General features: G+C 62.3%; 18 protein-coding genes and 1 pseudogene. 16 read left to right on the forward strand and 3 right to left on the reverse strand.

Annotated features, from left to right (window positions below; all coding sequences use genetic code 11):
* Positions 1-33 precede the first annotated feature (33 nt).
* A pseudogene (locus QQL87_RS07820) lies at positions 34-616 on the forward strand (tyrosine-type recombinase/integrase); the annotation flags it as partial.
* Between the two features lie 352 nt (positions 617-968).
* Here the strand turns inward: QQL87_RS07820 and QQL87_RS07825 are convergent.
* A complete protein-coding gene (locus QQL87_RS07825) occupies positions 969-1970 on the reverse strand; it encodes an MBL fold metallo-hydrolase (RefSeq protein WP_284417809.1) in 1002 nt (333 codons plus the stop codon).
* 153 nt (positions 1971-2123) lie between these two features.
* Here QQL87_RS07825 and QQL87_RS07830 point away from each other — a divergent pair, with 153 nt between their 5' ends.
* Positions 2124-3017 (forward strand): LysR family transcriptional regulator, encoded by an 894-nt coding sequence (locus QQL87_RS07830; RefSeq protein ID WP_284417810.1) that lies wholly within the window; start codon positions 2124-2126, stop codon positions 3015-3017.
* Between the two features lie 116 nt (positions 3018-3133).
* Here the strand turns inward: QQL87_RS07830 and QQL87_RS07835 are convergent, their stop codons facing one another.
* The gene (locus QQL87_RS07835; protein ID WP_284417811.1) at positions 3134-3838 is read right to left on the reverse strand and encodes a GntR family transcriptional regulator; all 705 of its coding nucleotides are present in this window, start codon (positions 3836-3838) and stop codon (positions 3134-3136) included.
* A 294-nt stretch (positions 3839-4132) separates the two neighbouring features.
* Between QQL87_RS07835 and QQL87_RS07840 the strand changes: the two genes are divergently transcribed.
* The 6 genes from QQL87_RS07840 to QQL87_RS07865 are packed head-to-tail and all read left to right on the forward strand — an operon-like array spanning position 4133 to position 10242.
* On the forward strand, positions 4133-5398 hold the full coding sequence (locus QQL87_RS07840; protein ID WP_284417812.1) for an ABC transporter substrate-binding protein: 1266 nt from the start codon (positions 4133-4135) through the stop codon (positions 5396-5398).
* Between the two features lie 10 nt (positions 5399-5408).
* Complete coding sequence (locus tag QQL87_RS07845) at positions 5409-6131, forward strand: ABC transporter ATP-binding protein (protein ID WP_284417814.1); 723 nt, start codon at positions 5409-5411, stop codon at positions 6129-6131.
* Positions 6128-6847 carry an ABC transporter ATP-binding protein gene (locus QQL87_RS07850; protein ID WP_284417816.1) on the forward strand — a complete coding sequence of 240 codons (720 nt, stop codon included), beginning with the start codon at positions 6128-6130 and terminating at the stop codon, positions 6845-6847. Before QQL87_RS07845 ends, QQL87_RS07850 begins: the two co-directional genes overlap by 4 nt.
* A 16-nt stretch (positions 6848-6863) precedes the next feature.
* Complete coding sequence (locus QQL87_RS07855) at positions 6864-7739, forward strand: branched-chain amino acid ABC transporter permease (RefSeq protein WP_284417817.1); 876 nt, start codon at positions 6864-6866, stop codon at positions 7737-7739.
* Positions 7736-8764: a branched-chain amino acid ABC transporter permease gene (locus QQL87_RS07860; protein WP_284417818.1), complete on the forward strand. Its 1029-nt coding sequence runs from the start codon at positions 7736-7738 to the stop codon at positions 8762-8764. The genes QQL87_RS07855 and QQL87_RS07860 overlap by 4 nt, the downstream gene beginning before the upstream one ends.
* Positions 8761-10242 (forward strand): aldehyde dehydrogenase family protein, encoded by a 1482-nt coding sequence (locus tag QQL87_RS07865; RefSeq protein ID WP_284417819.1) that lies wholly within the window; start codon positions 8761-8763, stop codon positions 10240-10242. Before QQL87_RS07860 ends, QQL87_RS07865 begins: the two co-directional genes overlap by 4 nt.
* A gap of 148 nt (positions 10243-10390) precedes the next feature.
* On the opposite strand, the gene QQL87_RS07870 is transcribed toward QQL87_RS07865, so the two are convergent.
* Positions 10391-11191, reverse strand: a complete 801-nt coding sequence (locus QQL87_RS07870; protein WP_284417820.1) for an alpha/beta hydrolase — start codon at positions 11189-11191, stop codon at positions 10391-10393.
* A 240-nt stretch (positions 11192-11431) separates the two neighbouring features.
* On the opposite strand from QQL87_RS07870, the gene QQL87_RS07875 reads away from it, so the two are divergent.
* The 8 genes from QQL87_RS07875 (at position 11432) to QQL87_RS07910 (ending at position 20662) form a co-directional block, all read left to right on the forward strand.
* Positions 11432-12304 carry an isocitrate lyase/PEP mutase family protein gene (locus QQL87_RS07875; protein WP_284417821.1) on the forward strand — a complete coding sequence of 291 codons (873 nt, stop codon included), beginning with the start codon at positions 11432-11434 and terminating at the stop codon, positions 12302-12304.
* Positions 12301-13722 (forward strand): 3-isopropylmalate dehydratase large subunit, encoded by a 1422-nt coding sequence (locus QQL87_RS07880; RefSeq protein ID WP_284417822.1) that lies wholly within the window; start codon positions 12301-12303, stop codon positions 13720-13722. Before QQL87_RS07875 ends, QQL87_RS07880 begins: the two co-directional genes overlap by 4 nt.
* Positions 13691-14362: a 3-isopropylmalate dehydratase small subunit gene (gene leuD / locus QQL87_RS07885; RefSeq protein ID WP_284417823.1), complete on the forward strand. Its 672-nt coding sequence runs from the start codon at positions 13691-13693 to the stop codon at positions 14360-14362. Before QQL87_RS07880 ends, leuD begins: the two co-directional genes overlap by 32 nt.
* Positions 14310-15923 carry an aldehyde dehydrogenase family protein gene (locus tag QQL87_RS07890; RefSeq protein ID WP_349817266.1) on the forward strand — a complete coding sequence of 538 codons (1614 nt, stop codon included), beginning with the start codon at positions 14310-14312 and terminating at the stop codon, positions 15921-15923. Before leuD ends, QQL87_RS07890 begins: the two co-directional genes overlap by 53 nt.
* 153 nt (positions 15924-16076) lie before the next feature.
* Positions 16077-17519 (forward strand): aldehyde dehydrogenase, encoded by a 1443-nt coding sequence (locus QQL87_RS07895; RefSeq protein ID WP_284417824.1) that lies wholly within the window; start codon positions 16077-16079, stop codon positions 17517-17519.
* 192 nt (positions 17520-17711) lie between these two features.
* On the forward strand, positions 17712-18716 hold the full coding sequence (locus QQL87_RS07900) for a TRAP transporter substrate-binding protein (protein WP_284417888.1): 1005 nt from the start codon (positions 17712-17714) through the stop codon (positions 18714-18716).
* A gap of 139 nt (positions 18717-18855) precedes the next feature.
* Entirely contained in the window at positions 18856-19350 is a 495-nt protein-coding gene (locus tag QQL87_RS07905; protein ID WP_284417889.1) for a TRAP transporter small permease, read from the forward strand.
* 7 nt (positions 19351-19357) lie between these two features.
* On the forward strand, positions 19358-20662 hold the full coding sequence (locus QQL87_RS07910) for a TRAP transporter large permease (RefSeq protein WP_284417825.1): 1305 nt from the start codon (positions 19358-19360) through the stop codon (positions 20660-20662).
* The last annotated feature ends 5 nt before the right edge of the window (positions 20663-20667 follow it).

Below are 20667 nucleotides of genomic sequence, written 5' to 3' on the forward strand. Positions count from 1 at the left end.
CTATCCAGCGGTATCCAAAACTACGCCGCCATGGAGTTCGGTGAGAAGTGGTTCCAGGAAGCTCGTATGGGTACAGCACGCGTGCGATGCATCGCTCCATTTACGAGCGCGACATCCTTCCAACGTTTCGAAGTCGTTTATTGACCGAGATCACGCCTGACGATCTTCGCGCAATCTGCGCCAAGGTGAAGGAGCGGGGCGCGCTGGCTACGGCCGTACACGCCCGCGACATCGCGAAGCTCGTTTTCGCCTTCGCGATCCTGCACGGCGAAAAGTCCCGAATCCAGCCAACGACGTTGGGCCGGCCTCGATCGCGACCTTCGTTCCGAAGAATCGATCCCTTTCGCCCTCTGAGATTCGGGTCATGCTCGGCCAGCTTGAACATGTGCCGACACTTCCAACCATTCGGCTAGGGACGAAGCTGCTCCTGCTGACGATGGTGCGAAAGAGCGAACTACAGGACGCGACCTGGGATGAGGTCGACTTTGAAAATGCTGTCTGGTCGATACCCAAGGAGAGGATGAAGCGCTCGAAAGCGCACAACGTCTATTGGGCTGAACCTGTGTTCGGCCGCGTGCTTATTTTCTGTACGCGGACCGCGGGTGTCAGTCGATACCCGGCCTTCCCTGCGCCTCTCCTTGCGAGAAGAGGGCCGTACGGTTCCAAAACTCGGGCGCATCGCGCCGCGAGATCGCGACTTCACGCCTTTGCTGTTTGGCACGTTAAGCAGATCCGCCTGAGCCGATCGTGAGGGCATGGCGGGCCGCGCGCAGTCCAGTGCGGGCCGATCATGGGAAATAGGAAAGAAGCCACGTCGCGATGACACAGTCTCATTTCTGAAGAGGAGCAACGGAATCTCCCCCGTTGCTCGATCTGGGCGCAAGGCTCGATCTGCCCTTGCCTTAAACCTGAGTCGAGAGTGCAGGCGCTGGCCTTGTGAGGGAGACCAAGTCTTTCTCATGATCAGGTCACGGTGCGGAATTCCACATCACGGATACGAGACGATAGCCATCATCCTCTCGTGCCAGATGACCCAGGGCAGGAAATGGGAAGTGGAAGCCGTATATCACGGTTTTCTCCGCCACCGCCTGATCATAGAGCCTGCGGCGTGTCTGCTCGGCCTGCACGGGATCCATGTCGGTCGCGCCGTGCCAATTTGGGTGACGGATGAACAGGGCCGGATGCGTGGTCACGTCACCCTGGATGATCACCTTGTCAGCACCAGAGGTGACGATGAAGGAGGAGTGCCCGGGCGTATGCCCGTGGGTCGACATCGAGGTCACGCCTGGAGCCAGCTCCACGCCCCCATCGAACTTTTTCACCGTGCTTCCCAGCACGCCGAAAATCCGGCGAGCTCGCTTGAAATTGGCGACCATCGCCTCGGATGGTGTCTTCGGCATGTTGCTGCTGTCCATCCAGTAGGCATATTCGGCAGCGGGAACGTAGATCTGCGCATTAGGGAACGCTGGCTTGTTGTCTGCGGTCACAAGGCCGCCGATGTGATCTGCATGAAAGTGGGTGATCAGCACCTGGTCGACATCGGCTACCGAATAGCCAGCCGCAGCGAGATTGTTGCGGAACTGGCCGCCAACGCCGTTGCTTTGAATGAAGGCGGCTTCCCCAACGCCGGTATCGATCACCACCAGCCGCCCGCTGGTGTTGAGTACGACCGGGGTAAAGGTCAGTGTGATCGCATCCGTCGGCAAGAAGGAGGCTTCCAGCGTGCGGGCAACTTCGTCTGCAGGCACGTTCGAGACGAAGTTGTCAAGGCGGGGGAAGCTAACGGTGCCGTCCGTGATCGAGAGCAGGTCGATGCTCCCCACCTTGTGCTTGTGGATGCCCGGCATCTGCTTGGGCGTGGGCTTCGGTGCGGTTTGAGCAGCCATGGGAGCTGCGGACGCCATCGCCGCCAGCGCTGCTCCCGCCATCAGGCTACGCCGCGAAACATCAATCTTATGGTCTGCCGCCATTGGTTCATCCCGGATTTGAGCGCGAAGGGCAACCATGTGCCTGCGCCTCGATTTGTCAGCAGCACCAGACTAAGTCGTTTGATACTTGAACAATATGCATGAGATTGACAAAACAGTTATGCGCAGGATTCATCAATAGCTGGAGATGGTGTCGTGAGCCGCAGCGATCTGGTCGATCTGAATACCTTCGTCGTCATTGCTGAAGAGCGAAGCTTCACCCGGGCGGCGGCGCGGCTCGGAACATCGCAATCGGCTCTGAGCCATCAGTTGCGCAGGCTGGAGACCAGATTGGGAGTACGATTGTTGACGCGAACGACGCGCAGCGTTGCCGTCACTCTCGCTGGCGAGAATCTGCTGGACGGATTGAGGCCCGCATTCGAGACAATCGACGCGAGCCTTGCCGCCATCAGCGTTCTTCGTGAAAAGCCGAGAGGCAAGATCCGGATGACCGTTCCACGGCACGCGGCCAGCAGCCTGCTGTGGCCGTCACTCCGAATGTTCGTCGCGAAACATCCCGAGATCGAGATCGAACTGAGCGTCGACACCGCGCTTCGGGATCTCGTTTCGGATCAATACGACGCTGGCGTAAGGCTTGGCGAACTGGTGATGGAGAACATGATCGCGGTACCAATCGGGCCGGATCTGCGCATGGCGGCCGTTGCCGCGCCCGAATACTTCGTACGGCGTAAGATTCCGCTTACGCCGCGCGATCTGGCGAAGCATGTTTGTATCAATTTCCGTCTGCCGCGATCCGGCCGGCTCTATGCTTGGGAATTTGAGAAGAGGCGCCATCAGATGAAGGTCCGTGTCAACGGGCCGCTGGTCTTCGATGAACCCGACATGATTCTGGCGGCGGCAGTGGATGGTCAGGGGATCGCCTTTCTCATGGAGGATCAGGTCGCTGAGATGCTGGAAAAGCGGCGTCTTGTGCGCGTGCTGGAGGATTGGTGTCCCTCGTTTCCCGGTTATCACCTCTATTACCAGACGAGGAAGAACAACTCCGCCGCGTTCCGGTTGTTGATCGAAGAGCTGCGCTATCGAAAATGAGGCTGTCGACGAGTGCGCAGCCGGAGCCTGCAAGCAGTTGTCTCGTTGCCTTGGTCGTCCCGGCGCAGCGCAATCGAGCACCAGGAAAGACGCGGACTGACGTCGGGGCTGCGCAGCTAGAGCTCTGATGGAGTCAAGGCAGTCTGAAGTTCGAAGACAGATGGTGATGCGAGCATTTCCAGGTACTCGACGAGCTTTCCGACTCGGTCAAAATACTTGCGGCGTACGACGATCAGAGGCTCTCCGATGGCAAGCCCGAGGCGTGCGGCCACGGTCGGATCGGCAACGGTCGCGGTGACGACCTGCTCTCCCGAATGCACCGTCACCTTTGCGCGTTGCAGAAGCTGCTGCAGCGGTTTGGCGCCGAGGTCTTGCCGCGAAAAGCTGCGGCCGATCTCTTCAGGAATGAACGTGGTGATGTGGAATAGCGGCTTGCCGGCTCGTGAACGGACCCGGACGGCGCGTTGGACCATCCCGATCTTGTTGCTGCCTCCGAGTCCAAGGGCAGGCGGCGGATTCACGTAATCGAATTCGTGAACGGTGACCTCAGTCGTATTGCTGACATCCCGCATGTGGGCCAGCAGATCCGACATCGACGATTGCAGCGGCTCGACCGAAACCGAGTTGCGGACGAACGTCCCTTTGCCTTGCTGGCGCTCGATCAATCCGTCGGCTTCGAGTGCGGCGAGGGACGTCCGGATCGTTACGCGGGACACGCCGAACCGCGCCGCGAGTTCGTCCTCGCTCGGCAAAGTCTCTCCGTTCTGGCGGATGCCCTGCTGAATCTCACCTCTCAGGACCAGGTAGACCTGACGATGCAATGACACTCCAGGAGCGCGCCGCACCTTGTTCGCCGTCTGCCGACTTGCTTTCACGTCCGGTCCTTGTCCTCGATCCGATCATCGCAGATCGCCTGCTCGGCAATATCGAGCAAAGCGAGCCTTCCGGCAACATTCTCCGCTTGACTCGTATGAAGGTAGTAATATTAATACGTCTAAACGTCAAACGGTTGATCGGCGCATTTTCGCCCAGCTGAAGAAAGTGACGACGCGGGCCCGCGACGAACCGCGGGGGCTGCCGTTGGACGGCAGCGCGCTTGCAGAGGGAGAGCAGGGATGGGTGACGGAGTTTCGCGGCGTCGATTTCTCGGCGGAGCTGCTGGAGTGGGTGCGGCCGCCTTTGGGTTAAGCGCTCCTGCGCTTGCTGCTTCTGAGCCCGTCAAGATCGGGTTTGTTGTCCCTCAAACGGGTTCGTTGGCGTTCTTTTCCGAGCACGTGCCGTTCGTGCTCGATCAGGTCAAGAAGACCTTCGGAAATCAGGCGCCGACGGCGGCTGGAAAAGTGCCCTTCGAGATCATCGTCAAGGACAGCCAGTCGAGCGCCGGCCGTGCCTCGGAAGTCGCGGCCGAGCTGATCTTGAAGGACCGTGTCTCTGTCTTGCTGGCGACGTCGACGCCGGAAACGACGAATCCGGTGGCAGACCAGGCCGAGCTCAACGGGGTGCCGTGCATCACGACGGATACGCCCTGGGAGCCGCACTTCTTCGGTCGGCACGGCGACCCCAAGTCCGGCTTCCAATGGACCAACCATTTCTTTTTCGGCGCCAGCCAGTTGACGACGACCTATCTCGGGCTGTGGGGCCGCTTTGCGACCAACAAGCGGATCGGCGTGCTGTGGCCCAACGACGGCGACGGCAATGCGGTGTCCGGCCTGTTTCCGAAAGCCTTCGAGAAGGCAGGTTTTGCGGTCGTCGATCCCGGTCGCTTCGACCTGCCGGTGGGCAGCTTTGCGGCGCAGATCGCATCGTTCAAGAGCAAGGACGTCGACATCGTCAACGGCGTGCTGCCGCCGCCCGAATTCGCAACGTTCTGGGCGGAAGCCGGCCAGCAGGGTTTCAAGCCGAAGGTGGTCTCTGTCGGCAAGGCAACAGAGTTTCCGTCAGCGATCGCTCCGCTGGGGCAGCGCGCGGTCGGCCTGTCCGTTCCTGTGTTCTGGTCGCCCGATTTTCCCTATGTCTCCGCGATGACCGGGCAGAGCGCGCGTGAGCTTGCCGCGGAGTATGAGACTGTCAGCGGGCGGCAATGGTCGATGACGCTGGGCTTCAAGCACGCGCTGTTCGAAGTTCTATTTGATGTCCTTCGTCGCGCGCCCGATCCGCGCTCCCCGGAGCGCCTGAGGGACACCATTCGCCAGACCAAATACAACGCCGTGACCGGTCCCGTCGATTTCCAGATGCCGGGCCTGCCTCCCGGGATTTCCAAGACGCCGCTGGCCGGCGGACAATGGCAGAAGGGCGGGCGATATCCCCTGGAGCTCGCGATCATCGACAACGCGGACGAGCCGAGCATCAAGACCACTGCTGCGCCCATGACCTTGGGCTGATGCTATTCCCATGACGCTGCTCGCCATCACCGGGCTGACCAAGCGATTTGGCGGCCTTCTCGTTTTCGATCAGCTCTCGTTCTCGCTCGGCCGAGGAGAGCGCCTGGGCGTCGTTGGACCCAACGGCGCCGGCAAGAGCACGCTGTTCAACCTGATATCGGGCGTGGTCGCACCGAATTCCGGTTCGATCAGCTTTGATGGCTCCGACTTGAAGCGATCAGACGCGTGGACGCGCTGCCATCTCGGTATCGGCCGCACCTTTCAGATTCCGAAGCCGTTCGGCGACATGACGGTGTTCGAGAATTTGATGGTCGCTGCGACCTACGGCCGCGGACTGAGCATGCGGGCCGCGCGTGCGCATTGTGACGACGTCATCGCGCAGACCAGGCTGTCGGCGAAAGCGGCGCGGCCAGCGGGCTCGCTGATGCTCGCCGATCTCAAGCGGCTCGAGCTGGCTCGCGCGCTGGCGCTCAAGCCGAAGCTGTTGCTGCTCGATGAGATCGCTGGAGGTCTGACGACGGCCGAATGCGACGAGCTGCTTTCAATTCTGGATTCGATCCAGGATCAGGCCATCTCGGTGATCTGGATCGAACACGTCGTCGCCGCGCTGACCCGCTATGTCACCCGCATCCTGGTCTTGGCTCAAGGGCGCGCGATCGCCGACGGCTCGCCGTCGTCAGTCTTTGCCGATCCCAAAGTGAGGACGCTGTATTTGGGCGAGGACGACGCGTGACCGGTCCTCAGGGCACTCCGCTTCTTTCGATCGAAGGCCTTTCACTCTGGTATGGAGCAGTGCAGGCCTTGTGGCACATCGATCTTCGGATCGACGAGGGGGAGTGCGTCGCCGTCATCGGGGCGAACGGCGCGGGCAAATCATCGCTGGTCAATGCGATCGCGGGTGTCGGCCGTCCGCGAAGTGGCCGGATCAGGCTCGCTGGTCTCGACATCGAATCCTTGCAGCCATCCAGGGTTTCCGCTCTCGGCATCGCGATCGTCCCCGAGAGACGCCGCTTGTTTCCGTCCTTGAGCATCGAAGAAAACATCCTTGTCGGCGCCCAAGTCGGCCGGCCGGGTCCGTGGACGCTCAAGAAGATCTACGACCTGTTTCCCGAGCTGGTGCCGATCCGATCACTTGGCGGCCATCTCGTCTCGGGCGGACAGCAGCAAATGGCGGCGATCGCGCGCGCCTTGATGGCAAATCCTCGTCTTCTGCTGTGTGACGAAATCAGTCTGGGTCTGGCTCCGATCATCGTGGCCCGGTTCTATTCGATGTTTCCGGCGCTCCGCGCCAGCGGCATCTCGATTCTGGTCGTCGAGCAGGAGACGCGCCGTGCGCTCGGTGCCTGCGACCGGTTCTACTGCCTGCTCGATGGCAAGGTGTCGCTCTCCGGTCGGCCTCTCGAGGTGACCGAGGACGCCGTCAATCAATCCTACTTTGGCATCGGCTAGAGGTGCGGGGCTTCGCATGGTGACCGGTTGGATCGAACTGCTGCTTCAGGGCGTACTGCTTGGTGGTCTCTACGCCCTGTTCGGCGTGGGACTGTCCCTGGTCTTCGGGGTCATGCGGCTCGTGAACATTGCGCACGGTGATCTCATCGTGCTCATGGCCTACGTCGGATTGCTACTGACAGACAAGCTCGGCCTCGGCCCGTTCACGGCGCTTCTCGTGCTCATCCCCTTGAGTTGCGCGTTCGGCTTTGCATTGCAGGCGGCACTTTTCGAACGGATACTGAATGCCGGACCGCTGGCGCCTCTTCTGGTGGCGTTTGGCCTTGCCGTGGTCATTCAAAACTCTCTGCTGGTGGGCTTCGGGGCTGACAGTCAGAAGCTGACGGCAGGCGGCATCGAAGTCGCGAGCCTCTCCCTCGGCAGCGGAATTGATGTCGGCGTTCTACCACTCCTCACATTCGCAATTGCCGTGATCACGATCGGTGCGCTTCAGCTGCTGGTCTACCGCTCTTCCTTCGGACGGCTGCTGCGGGCCGTTTCCGACGACCGACAGGCCGCAGATCTGCTCGGCGTGAACACCCGCACGATCTACCGGATTGCGATGGCAATCAGCATGGGCGTGACCGCGATCGCCGCGATCATGATGGCCATGCGCGCCAACTTTGCTCCGAGCTCGGGGCCAACCCAGCTGATCTTTGCATTCGAGGCCGTCGTCATCGGAGGCCTTGGCAATCTGTGGGGCACGCTTGCTGGAGGCATCATCCTGGGCGTTGCACAGATCGCAGGTGCGCAGATCGATGCGGCCTGGCAGGTGCTGTTCGGCCATCTGGCCTTCCTCGGTTTGCTCGCGGTGCGTCCTAACGGTCTGCTGCAAAGGATGGCGCCCGAATGATGTCCGCTTCTGATCGCCTCAGCCACGTATTGCGAACGTCGATCATCGCTGTGGCGATTGCCGCGCTCGCGCTCGTCGTCATGTGGCCGATGGTCGGCTCGTTGAACAGTCTCCGCTATCTGGCCGAACTCTTCGTGCTCATCGGCCTGGCTCAGATGTGGAACCTGCTCTCCGGCTACGCGGGCATGGCGACGGTCGGCCAGCACCTCTTCGTTGGCGTGGGCGCTTACTCCTTCTATGGGCTCGCAGTGCTCGCGGGATGGCCGGCGCCCTTGGCGCTGCTTTGCACGCCGGTGCTCGGGGCCATGTCGGCACTCCCGGCATTTGCGATGATCGTCCGATTGCGGACGGCCTATTTTGCCATCGGCACCTGGGTTCTGGCCGAGTCGGTCAAGATCATCGCAGCCAAACTCCCGGGCTTTGGACACGGGCTCGGCGCGAGCCTTCCGGTCCCCGTGGCCACCGCCTTCGGATCATCGAGCGCGACACGTCTGACGGCCATCTTCTATCTGACATTCATCACGGCAACGGGTCTGACGCTCGGCATGGCCGTGTTGATGAGGTCGCGGATCGGCCTCGCGCTGCGGGCGCTACGAGATCAAGAAAGCGCAGCCCATGTGTTCGGTATCAACTCGCGCCGCCTGAGGCCGATGATATTTGCGGGCGTCGGGGCCGCGCTGGCGCTGCTCGGCGCACTCACCACGCTTCAGCGGCTCAGGATCTCGCCAGACACGTCCTTCAGCCTTCTCGACTACACGGTGAACATCATCTTCATCGTGATCATCGGAGGTATCGGGTCAACGGCGGGACCGGTCATCGGTGCTGTCATCTTCATCGTTCTCAGAGAGAGCCTCGCCAATCTTGGTCCGATCTATCTCATCATCCTCGGGCTCGTCGCGATCGCGATGATGTTGTTCGAACCAAAAGGCGTTGTCGGCCTGATCGATCGTCTGGCCCGTCTGTCGCTCACGATCCCCTTCCGGCGTCCAATCCTGTCCAGCCTGTCCAATCGGAAACGAACATGACCAGCCACGCAACGAGTACCCCTGACACGAGCGCTGCACTTCCTCGTCACCGCGACGCGTATTACGGAGGCGCATGGCACCCGCCGATCGGTGGAGCTTACGTGGCGGTAGAAAATCCGGCTGATCGCACCGGTCTGGGCCAAGTCGCAGACTGCGGCGGCGAAGACGTTCAAGCCGCCGTCGCCGCGGCGTCAGCCGGATTTGAAATCTGGCGCGACGTGCCTCCCTTGGAACGCGCTCGATTGCTGCGTCAGATCGCGGCGGTGTTGCGCGCCGAGGCAGATCGATTTGCCATGATCGACGCGCTCGACTGCGGCAACCCGTATTCGGCGACGAAACACGACGCTCTGATCGCCGCCGACACGGTGGAGTTCTTCGCAGGGCTCGTGACGGAGATGAAGGGCGAATCCGTCCCCCTCGGTCCCGATGCGGTCAATTTCACGTTGCGCGAACCGCTGGGTGTGGTGGCGAGGATCTATCCCTTCAACCACCCCCTCCTGTTTTGTGCGTCCAAATTGGCCGCGCCGCTGGCGGCGGGCAATACGATCGTGCTCAAGCCGCCGGAGCAGGCGCCGCTTTCGACGCTGCGCTTCGTCGAGCTCGTCGATGGCCTGCTGCCGCCGGGGGTCATCAACATGGTTCCGGGGGGACGCGACGTCGGTGCGGCGCTGGTGGCGCATCCCAAGATCGCAAAGATCGCACTGACTGGCAGCGTCGCGACCGGTCGCGCGGTGATGCGAAGCGGGGCGGAGGGCTTGAAGCGGGTATCCCTCGAGCTCGGTGGCAAGAACGCCCTGATCGCGTTTCCGGACGCGCACATCGATCGGCTGGTCGATGGCATCATCCGGGGCATGAATTTCCATTGGTGCAGCGGGCAGTCCTGCGGCTCGACCAGTCGGGTATTTCTGCACGACAGCATCCACGATGAGGTTGTCGCGCGTGTGCGGGCCCGCTGCGAAGCGATCCGTCAGGGTGTTCCGACCGATCCGCAGTCTGAGATGGGGGCCATCATCAGCAAGACGCAGTTCGATCGGATCATGGGGTTCATCGATGCCGCGCGGACCGAGGGAGCCGTTCTGGTCACTGGCGGCGGCCGGCCGCCAGCTCCGGAGCTTGCGAATGGCTATTTCATTCAGCCGACCGTCTTCTCAGGCGTGTCGCAGAGCATGTCGATTGCGCGCGAGGAGATCTTCGGGCCGGTCGTATCGGTTCTGCGCTGGTCCGATGAGGCGAGCATGCTCGCCGACGTGAACGCCGTCGACTACGGGCTGACGGCCTCGATCTGGACGCGCGACATCACAAACGCCCTGCGGACGGCAAGGCGCGTGGAAGCAGGCTATGTCTGGATCAACAATGCCAGCATGCATTATCTCGGAACGCCTTTTGGTGGCCGCAAACAGTCGGGCATCGGGCGTGAGGAGTGTTTGGACGAGCTGCTGTCATTCACCGATCAGAAGAGCGTGACGGTCACGCTTTGAGCTCGGCCAAGTCTGCAATGCGTGAGCGATAGATCGATCGTCGGGCTACAAAACGCGACCGTGCTTGCCATGGCCATGCTCGCGTCGCCACGACATCTCTTTGCCGGCCGAGCCGCAATTGTGCGGCTCGAGCTCGGCTTCGCGCACGTCAAGCGTTCGCGGCCTGGTCGATCAACTCCACGACATCCTCGGCGCGGGAAATCAGCGACAGATGGCTCGACGGCACGGCCTTGATCTTGGCCTTGATCCGCGCAGCCATCCAGCGCTGCAATTCCGGCGACAAGGCTTTGTCGTTCTCGGAAAGCAGATACCAGGACGGCTTGTCGTGCCAGGCCGCAGCCGAGAGCTTCTCGCCGAAGCAGGATGGTGCAATCGGCTGTTGGACGGCGGCCAGTACTCTGGTCCGACGAACAGGAAGATCTGCGGCAAGAGCGTCGCGATACGCCGCCGGATCGAACCAAAGCAGTCCGTTGTCTGGCTTTGCACCCTGCATTCCCGGTGAGGCCGGCCCATGCGACTGCAGATCCATGACCGCCTCGCCCGCATCCGGGGCAAGCGCCGACACATAGACGAGAGCAGAGACGTTAGCGACGGCTCCGGCTTCACTGATGACCGCGCCTCCCCAGCTGTGACCGACGAGAACCACCGCACCCTGCTGCCGGGACAACACACGCTTGGTTGCCGCGACATCATCCGCGAGCGACGTGAGCGGGTTCTGGACTGCTGAGACGTTGTAACCCTTGGCGAGAAGGCGAGCCGCGACCTCGCTCCAGCTGCTTCCGTCTGCGAACGCGCCGTGAACCAGGACGACATTGTTGGTTTTTCTCGGCCCGGCAGCGCTCGTTTTCGCGTGTACGGCAGTGGCAGACGCGACGCTGCCTGCTGCAGCCGCCGCGAGAACCTGCCGGCGGTCGAGTGTGAAGGTCATGTCGGATTTTCTCGTGGTCATGGGGGATCTCGTTGGTTGGTGGGCCCTGCAGGGACTCCGCAAGGTTCGATCATCGTGAGTGAACGTTGTGGTCCGGTCGCCTCGAAAGCCTCGCGCTGCGACGGAAGTTGACCCGGACACTCATGTCAATTTGCCAAGGTGTGGGACATGAGAGGCCGCTTCGAAGGGGGTTGACAGTAATCGTATTGTCGTATTTACATTAATACAAGTAGCCAATTTTGCAATGGGGAGGAGGCCCGCGTGCCAACTCGAAGCTTCCGGCAGGTCCTTGCGGACCGAAAGCCGCTGATATTGTTCGGGGCTTACGATGCGTTGTCGGCGCGCCTCATCGAGGCGTCGGGCGGCGAGGCAGTGTTCATCAGCGGCTTTTCGGTCGTTGGTGCGCGTTATGGCGTGCCCGATTTCGGACTGCGCGCCTTCGGCGATATCGCGGCAGCCGTCCGGGATACGTTGAATGCCATCGACATTCCCGCGCTGGTCGATGCGGATGACGGCTATGGCGACGTGAAGAACGTCATTCACACCGTGCAGTCCTATGAGCGCATGGGCGTGAGTGCGCTGATGCTGGAGGATCAGCGCTGGCCGAAACGGTGCGGCCACATGGCTGGCAAAGCGGTCGTTCCGCTCGACGAGATCGTCGCGAAGATCAAGGCCGCCTGCAGCGAGCGCGTCAATCGCGAGACCTTCATCTTCGCTCGCACGGATGCGCGCGCCGTCAACGGGCTCGATGACGCCATGCGCCGCGGTGAAGCTCTTCTCAATGCCGGCGCCGATGGGCTCTTCATCGAAGCGCCCGAAAGCCTGGACGAATTCGAGGCGATCGGCCGGCGCTTCGACGTCCCGATGATTGCGAATCCGCTGCCGGGAGGAAAATCGCCTCTGCTTCGGCCGGAGCATTACGCCGAGCTCGGCTTCCAGGTCGTCTGCTACGGCGTGACGCCCATCATGTTCGCGGCCGGCGCAATTCGAGACCGGATCTCGGACATCACATCCGGGCGTTTCGCTCTCGATCAGCAGGAGATGAGCTTCGCGGAGTTCAAGCAGCTCGTCGGGCTGCCACGCTGGGAGCGCTATGAGGATCTCTATGGCGCTGCGCGGGAGAGCGCCCAATGAGCGCCAAGACCCTTTTCGACAAGATCTGGGACCGCCATGTCATCAAGGATCTCGGTGATGGCTTCTCACTGATTTTCGTCGATCGTCACATGGTCAACGACATGGCCGGGCGAGGCTTCCTGACGCTGAACAAGCGCGGCTTGCCGGTCGCTCATCCCGAATTCACCTTTGCCGCAGCTGATCATACCGTCGCCACCTTGGAGGCGCGCAAAGCGTCCGCGAAGCCGGACGACAATCCCTACGCCGTCAATCTGCGGGACAACTCGCGGCAACATGGCTTCCGGTTGTTCGATCTCGACGATCCGGATTTCGGCATCATCCACGTCATCTCCGCCGAGCAGGCGCTTGCACTGCCCGGCACCACGATCGCATGCGGCGACAGCCACACCTGTACGCTTGGTGCGCTCGGCGCGATCGCCTGGGGCCTCGGCCAGTCGGACATCGTTCATATCCTTGCAACGCAGACGAGCGTGCAGCGCAAGCCGCTCAACATGCGGATCAACGTGACCGGCCGGCTTGCCCCGGACGTGTCCGCAAAGGATCTCATCCTCGCGCTGGCTGCCGAATTGGGCGTTGCCGGATGCGTGGGGCATGCCGTCGAATTTGCCGGTGACGCGATCCGGCGGATGTCGATGGATGAGCGCTTCACCATCTGCAACATGGCGGTGGAAATGGGCGCGCGGTTCGGCCTCATCTCGCCCGACGATGTGACGTTCGACTATCTGCGCGGGCGGCCGAGTGCGCCCGATGCTGACGCGTGGGATGCCGCTGTTGCAGACTGGCGGTCGCTGGCCACCGATGCGACGGCAGCATTCGACGCCGAACGGACGCTGGATGCTTCACGCGTCGAGCCGCAGGTGAGCTGGGGCATCAATCCCGGGCAGACGATCGGGATATCGGCGACGATCCCAAGCCTCTCGGGGCAACTGACGGGAAGTGCGCTGGCCACCTATGAGACTGCTGTCGACTACTCCGGGCTGGTGCCCGGTGCTCCGATCGCTGGCACCCCGATCGACATCGTCTTCATCGGCTCCTGCAACAATGCGCGCCTCAGCGACCTTCGCGTCGCCGCGCGCGTCGTCGAAGGGCGGCGTGTGGCCTCCGGCGTGCGCGCCTGGGTGTCACCAGGATCTGAGCGTGTTCGCCGCGAGGCGGAAGCCGAGGGACTTGATCAGATCTTCATGTCGGCCGGCTTCGGCTGGGGACACTCCGGCTGCTCGATGTGCGCCGGTGCTGGAGACCAGATGCGTGAGATCGGCGCGTCCGGACAGCGTATCGCTTCGACGACCAATCGCAATTTCGTGGGCCGCCAGGGGCCTGGGACCAGAACGCACCTTCTGAGTCCCGCCATGGCAGCCGCCGCGGCAATCGCCGGGCGCATCGTGGATGTCAGATCTCTGGAGGCCATCGGTGGCTGAGCCCCTTACCGAGCTGAGAGGAACGGCCGTTCCGATCCTGCGCGACAATATCGACACCGATACGATTTCGCCGGGGTCGGCGCCGCCATGGCGGAAGTCGGCAACGTTCGGCGAACGGGGGTCGGCGACGCTCGCGGACGATCTGTTCGCGAATTGGCGCTATACCGGCGAGGGTCGGCTGATCGAGAGCTTTCCGCTGAACGAGCCCCGCTACCAGGGCGCGCGCTTCCTGATCACGGGCGCGAATTTCGGCTGCGGCAGCTCGAGAGAGAGCGCGGTCTGGATGCTGGCCGCGTGGGGCATCCGCTGCGTGATCGCGCCCAGCTTCGCCGAGATCTTCTCGGCGAACTGTTTTGCCAACGGCTTGCTGCCCGTCGTCCTCGCCAATGATCTCGTGTCTGAACTGGCCGACGAGGCGAGCAGCGCAGGCGGTGCGTTCGAGCTGGATCTGGCGCAACGGAGTTTGCGTCGTCCGAGCGGGCGGGACATCACCTTTCACATTCCGGAGTATCGTCGCCAGGGCTTGATGCGGGGATTGGACGACATCGCTCAGACGCTGAACGATCTGGCCGCCATCCAGAAGTTCGTTGCGACGGGACGCCGACAGTTTCCCTGGATCTACCGTCGAGCAGCATGGTGAGCACAACTCGTTTGACGTTGCTTCCCATGGTGGGCTTGTTTTCAAAGTTAGCGGACCCCCAATGACGTCTCCAGCCCATCAGGTCGCAGACCGCGTCGTCATGCCCGGCCATCTCGGTCTCTACTATGGAGGCCGATGGCATGAGCCGATTCAGGGCAAATATGCCGAGACGCATGATCCTTCGACGGGAGCGGCCATCGCCAGCGTTGCCGAGGCCTCGGACGAGGATGCCATTGCGGCAATCGCCGCGGCGAGGAGCGGGTTCGAGCTCTGGCGTCAAGTTCATCCGTTGGAGCGGGCGAGAATTCTGCGCCGGATCGCGGCGATGCTGCGGGAGCACGCCGCCGAGATCGCGCTGCTCGATGCCTACAACGGGGGCAACCCCGTCCGCGATCTGATGGCCGACGCCAACATTGCCGCCGATCTGTTCGAGCTGCATGCGGGGCTGGTCACCGAGATGAAGGGCAATTCCATTCCGATGGGGCCTGGTGCGCTCAACTTCTCCATTCGTGAGCCCATCGGTGTCGTCGCGCGCATCACGGCATTCAACCATCCGTTCATGTTCGCAGCCGGCCGGGCCGCGGCGCCGCTGGCGGCCGGAAATGCTGTCATCATCAAGCCGCCCCAGCAGGCGCCGCTGTCGACGCTGCGACTGGCCGAGATGATCGGCGACATGTTCCCTCCAGGGACGTTCAACGTTCTGACCGGTGCCGACGTCGGAGCCGTGCTCTCGTCTCATCCCGGCATCGACATGGTGACGCTGATCGGAAGCGTGCCGACCGGGAGGAAGGTTTACCAATCGGCGGCGAGCACCATCAAGCCCGTCATTCTCGAGCTAGGCGGCAAGAACGCGCTCATCGCCTGCGCGGACGCCGATCCGGATGAGGTCGCGGAAGCGGCGGTCCAGGGTATGAACTACGCGTGGTGCGGTCAGTCCTGCGGATCGTTGAGCCGGCTGTTCCTGCACGACGCGATCCATGAGGCGGTCTTGACGCGGTTGAAGACGAAGATCGCGCACTACAAGCCTGGTCCTCCTGGAGACCCATCGACGACGATGGGAGCGATCGTCAACAAGCGTCAATACGACAGCATCCTGGGCCATATCGATTCTGCCAGGGCGGAGGGCGCGCAGCTTATCTGTGGCGGCGGGCGTCCGACCGACCCGGCTCTGTCGCACGGGTGGTACATCGAGCCAACCGTCTTCACCGGCGTGACGCAGCGCATGCGGATCGCGCAAGAGGAGGTGTTCGGTCCGGTTCAGGCGGTGCTCAGGTGGAACGACGAAGCCGCAATGCTGCGCGACGTCAATTCCGTCGAGCTTGGCCTGACCTGCGCGGTGTTCTCCAATGATCTGAACACAGCTCATCGTATCGCTGCAGCCGTCGACGTCGGCTTTCTCTGGATCAACACGGTGAGCGCGCATTATGTCGGCGCTCCCTTCGGCGGCGTGAAGCAGTCGGGGATCGGCCGCGACGAGTGCCTGGGCGAGCTGCTGTCATTCACGCGGGAGAAGAACATTCACATCAAGCTCCGACCGCAGCCAAGGCTGCAGAGTGCTTGAGGCCGGTTGTCGATGAGATGCTTCAAACGGCGTGTGGTACCGACGAAGCGGATCATAGCCGCGCGGCATTGAGGACGGCGCTGGCCGCCTGAAGAGACCAAACGCTCTCCCGGATCAGCGCAGTGGGAGACACATCATGAGTGGGAGTGCGCCTTGGACGTTCAGCTGCTGATAGACAATTGCGATCTCGCCGCCAGCAACGAGCGGCATGTCGTGCGGACAGACCCGGTGACCGGGGAGGTCGCTTCGAGATATGCGGCCGGCACGGTCGAGGATGCGCGACGCGCGGTTGATGCGGCCGCCAGAGCGTTTCCTGCCTGGGCAGCGACACCACCGACCGGGCGCCGCGCTCTGCTGCTGCGCGCAGCAGACGCGATGCAGGCCAAGTCCGCGGCGTTTGCCGATCTGATGACGAAGGAGACGGGGGCGACTGCGCCCTGGGCTCATTTCAACGTTGCGCTCGCATCGAACATGCTTCTCGAAGCCGCTTCGATGACGACCCAGATCTCGGGGGAGGTCATCCCGTCTGACAAGCCCGACACGCTTGCGCTGGCCGTTCGGAAACCCGCGGGCGTTTGCGTCGGCATTGCTCCGTGGAATGCGCCCGTCATTCTCGGCACGCGGGCGGTCGCCATGCCGCTCGCCTGCGGCAACACGGTGGTTCTGAAATCCTCGGAAATGTGCCCTGGGGTTCATCGGTTGATCGGAGACGTTTTTCGTGAAGCGGGCTTTCCGCCTGGCGTCGTCAACGTCCTCAGCAACGCCGCGGAGGATGCTGCAGAGATCGTCGAAGCGCTCATTGCCCACGCGGCGGTGAGGAGGATCAACTTCACCGGGTCGACCCGGGTCGGGCGGATCATCGCGGAATTGGCTGGCCGACACCTCAAGCCGGCCCTGCTCGAGCTTGGTGGCAAGGCGCCGTTGGTCGTCCTCGACGACGCCGACATCGACCAGGCCGTCGACGCCGCCGTGTTCGGCGCCTTCGCCAATCAGGGGCAGATCTGCATGTCCACGGAGCGGATCATCGTCGACGAGAGCATCGCCGACGAGTTCGTGCAGAAGCTCGCAGCACGCGCCAAGGCGTTGCCTTGGGGCGATCCGCGCGACCACGTCGTGCTGGGCTCGCTCGTGAGCGTTGCCGCTGCGGAGAAGGTCGAGACCCTGATCGAGGACGCCAAGGACAAGGGGGCTGTCGTCGTCTCCGGCGGCCATCGCAAGGGATCGCTGATGGACGCGACGATTGTCGACCGGGTGACGCCGGCGATGAGGATCTACAACGAGGAATCATTCGGGCCGGCCAAGAGCGTGATCCGCGTCAGAGGCGTCGACGAGGCGGTGCGAGTGGCAAACGACACCGAATACGGCCTGTCTGCTGCGGTGTTCAGCCGGGACATCCAGCGTGCGCTCAACGTCGCTGGCCGTATCGAGAGTGGGATTTGCCACATCAATGGGCCGACGGTGCACGACGAGGCGCAGATGCCGTTCGGCGGGGTCAAGGGCTCCGGCTATGGCCGCTTCGGAGGCCGCGCCGCGGTCGCGGAGTTCACGGACCTGCGCTGGATAACGATCGAGGGATCTCAGCACTATCCATTCTGAGTCGACGAGAACCGGCGCTCGGCCCCGGTGATCGGCTCACAGCAGGTCAGACTTCAGGAACACCGAGACGTGAGCGAACCGCAGCACTTTGGCGTCACAACAAATGCTCCCGGAGAGGAGCGGCCGGCGAAGAGGTCTTCGCCAACAGGGCATGGAACGGAGGGCAGGATGTTGCAGAGAAAATTAGCGCAGATGTGTGCGGGCGCACTGGCCGTGATCGCCGTGCATTCGTCCGCCTTGGCACAAGACAAGGTCGTCAATCTGAAGATATCGCTATGGGTGCCGCCGGCCCATCCCCTGGTGGCAGCCACCCAGGCGTGGGCGGACGACATCGACAAGGCATCCGGCGGCACCATCAAGTCGATCGTCTTTCCGTCGGAGCAACTCGGCAAGGCGTTCGACCACTATGACATGGCGCGGGACGGGATTGCCGATGTGACGTATGTCAGTCCGGGATATCAGCCCGGGCGTTTTCCGATCGCTGCGGCCGGCCAGTTGCCATTCACGTTCGGCGACGGGAAGAAGGGCACGCTGGCGTTCGACGAGTGGTATCGGAAGTATGCCCCGACGGAGATGAAGGATACCAAGGTCTGCTTCGGCTTCATCTATGATCCCGGCGCGCTCCACGGCAAGAAGAAGATTGTCCTTCCGACGGACCTCGCAGGCGTGAAGGTCCGCCCGGCGCAGAGTTCGATCGCGGAGATGGTCCGCCTCCTGGGCGGTACCAACGTCCAAGCCTCGGCACCTGAATCCCGCGACGCGATCGAAAGAGGTGTTGCCGACGAGATCACCTTCCCCTGGGGGTCGATGTTCCTGTTCGGGATCGAGAAGGTCGTGAAGTACCACATGGACGTTCCGCTCTATACCGCGGTCTTCACCTACAACGTCAATCTCAAGACCTACAATTCGATGTCGGCCGCGCAGAAGAAGGTCTTCGACGATCATTGCACGCCCGAATGGGCCGCGAAGGTTGCTGATCCCTGGGCTGACTTCGAAGCCGCGGGCCGCGTCAAGATGAAGGCGCTTGCCGGACATGACGTCTACAAGCTGACCGACGACCAGCTTTCTCAGTGGAAAGCGGCCACCGAGAGCCTCCGGTCCAATTGGGCGGAGGCGGTCAAGGCCACCGGAGCAGATCCGGCGCAGATAGCAGCCGATCTGCAGGCGGCGATCAAGAAATACGACGCAGGCCTGTGAGCCGCTGAGAGGCGGCTTGCGAGAAAGACGTGTTCTCGCAGGCCGTCCCCTGTCGCGTGTAGCTGGGTGCCCCATGAACGATACACCTGAGACCTTGCGCGGTGAGGACCCCCGGTCCGCCGTGCGCCGTTCGAAGCTGATGGACGGCTTCATCGACTCGATCGAGTTGATCGCCGCCGCCTTTGTCGGAATCGTTGCGCTGAACACATTCACCGCGGTGGTGATGCGCAAGTTCTTCGCCGTCACCATCCCTGACTATTACGATTTCGGCCGCCTGCTGCTGGGCATCCTCATTTTCTGGGGCATCGCGGCAACGAGCTATCGTGGAACGCACATCACGGTCGATCTGGTGTGGGCGAATGTGCCGAAGAAATATCAGCGCTGGATCGACATTTTTGCGACCCTCGTATTGCTGTTCGTCGTGACGGTGCAGACGATCACCCTGTTCGACAAGGTGCGCAGCACCTATCAGGATCACGTGCTGACCTTCGATCTGCAACTGCCGAACTGGCCGTTCTTCGCCGTCGCCTGGGTCGGAGACGTCTCGGCCGTGTTCCTCATCGCGGTCCGAACCTTTCGTTTGATCATGCACCCGGACGAGGTTCATGACGCGAAGATCAAGACCGCGGAGTAGAACGATCATGACGACATCCACGGTTGCCCTCGTCGGGTTCGTGTCGCTCTTTGCTCTGATGCTTCTGCGTGTCCCCGTCGGCATGGCCATGGGCCTCGTCGGCATCACGGGGTTCGGCTATCTGACCGGGTTTGGCCCGGCGCTGAAGCTCATTGGTCAGACCACCATGAGGACGGTCACCGACTACACGTTCGGTGTCATTCCCATGTTCCTGCTCATGGGCGCGTTCGTCTCGGTCTCGGGCATCAGTCGCGAGCTGTTTCGCGCCGCAAACACCTTCGTCGGTCACTGGCGCGGCGGCCTTGGGATCGCAACGATCGCGGCATGCGGCGGCTTCGCGGCGATCTCGGGCTCCTCTGTCGCGACAGCCGCGACATTTTCGGCCGTCGCCTATCCGGAAATGCGCAGCTTCAAATATCCGCAGTCTTTCGCCGCCGGCGTGATCGCCGTGGGAGGAACGCTCGGCGCCATGCTTCCGCCGTCAACGGTGCTGGCCGTCTACGGCATCATCACCCAGCAGGACATCGGCAAGCTGTTCATCGCCGGAATCTTTCCCGGTCTGCTCGCCATCGCGATGCATATGGTGACGATCGCGATCATCGGCCGTGTCAAGCCGGGGTTTCTCCCGAGCGGTCCGCGCGCGTCCTGGAACGACAGGGCGGCCGCGCTGCGCGACGTGTGGTCGCCGCTGCTGCTGTTCCTGTTCGTCATCGGAGGTCTCTATGGCGGACTGTTCATTCCGACGGAGGCCGGGGCTGTTGGGGCGGTCGGCGCGTTCGTCATCGGTGTCCTCCGCGGCAAGCTCTCGGGGCAGGGCATCCTGGAGTCCCTGTTGCAGGCAACGCGTACGGCTGCCGCGGTGTTCACGATCCTGATCGGCGCCCTCTGCTTCGGCTACTTCCTCACCATCACGCAGACCCCGCAGCACGTCACGCAGTTTCTCACGGGTCTCGGCATTGGACCGTACGGGGTCCTGGTGCTGATCCTGCTGATGTACCTGGTGCTCGGCTGTCTGATGGATGCGATGGCCATGATCATCCTGACCGTTCCCATCGTGTTTCCGGTCATCACGGCCCTGGGCTTCGACCCGATCTGGTTCGGCGTCATTATTGTCATGACCGTCGAGCTTGGGTTGATTCATCCGCCGGTCGGCATGAACGTCTTCGTCATCAAGAGCGTGATCAAGGATGTCGACATGTCGACGATCTTCGTCGGCGTCCTGCCCTTCGTGGTGACCGATCTCGTTCGTCTCGTCATCCTTATCTCATTCCCGTTCCTGGCGACGTGGCTGCCGGAACGGATGCTCGGGTGAAACAC

This window comes from Bradyrhizobium sp. SSBR45G (genome assembly GCF_030159255.1).
In the GTDB taxonomy this organism is placed as follows: Bacteria; Pseudomonadota; Alphaproteobacteria; order Rhizobiales; family Xanthobacteraceae; genus Bradyrhizobium.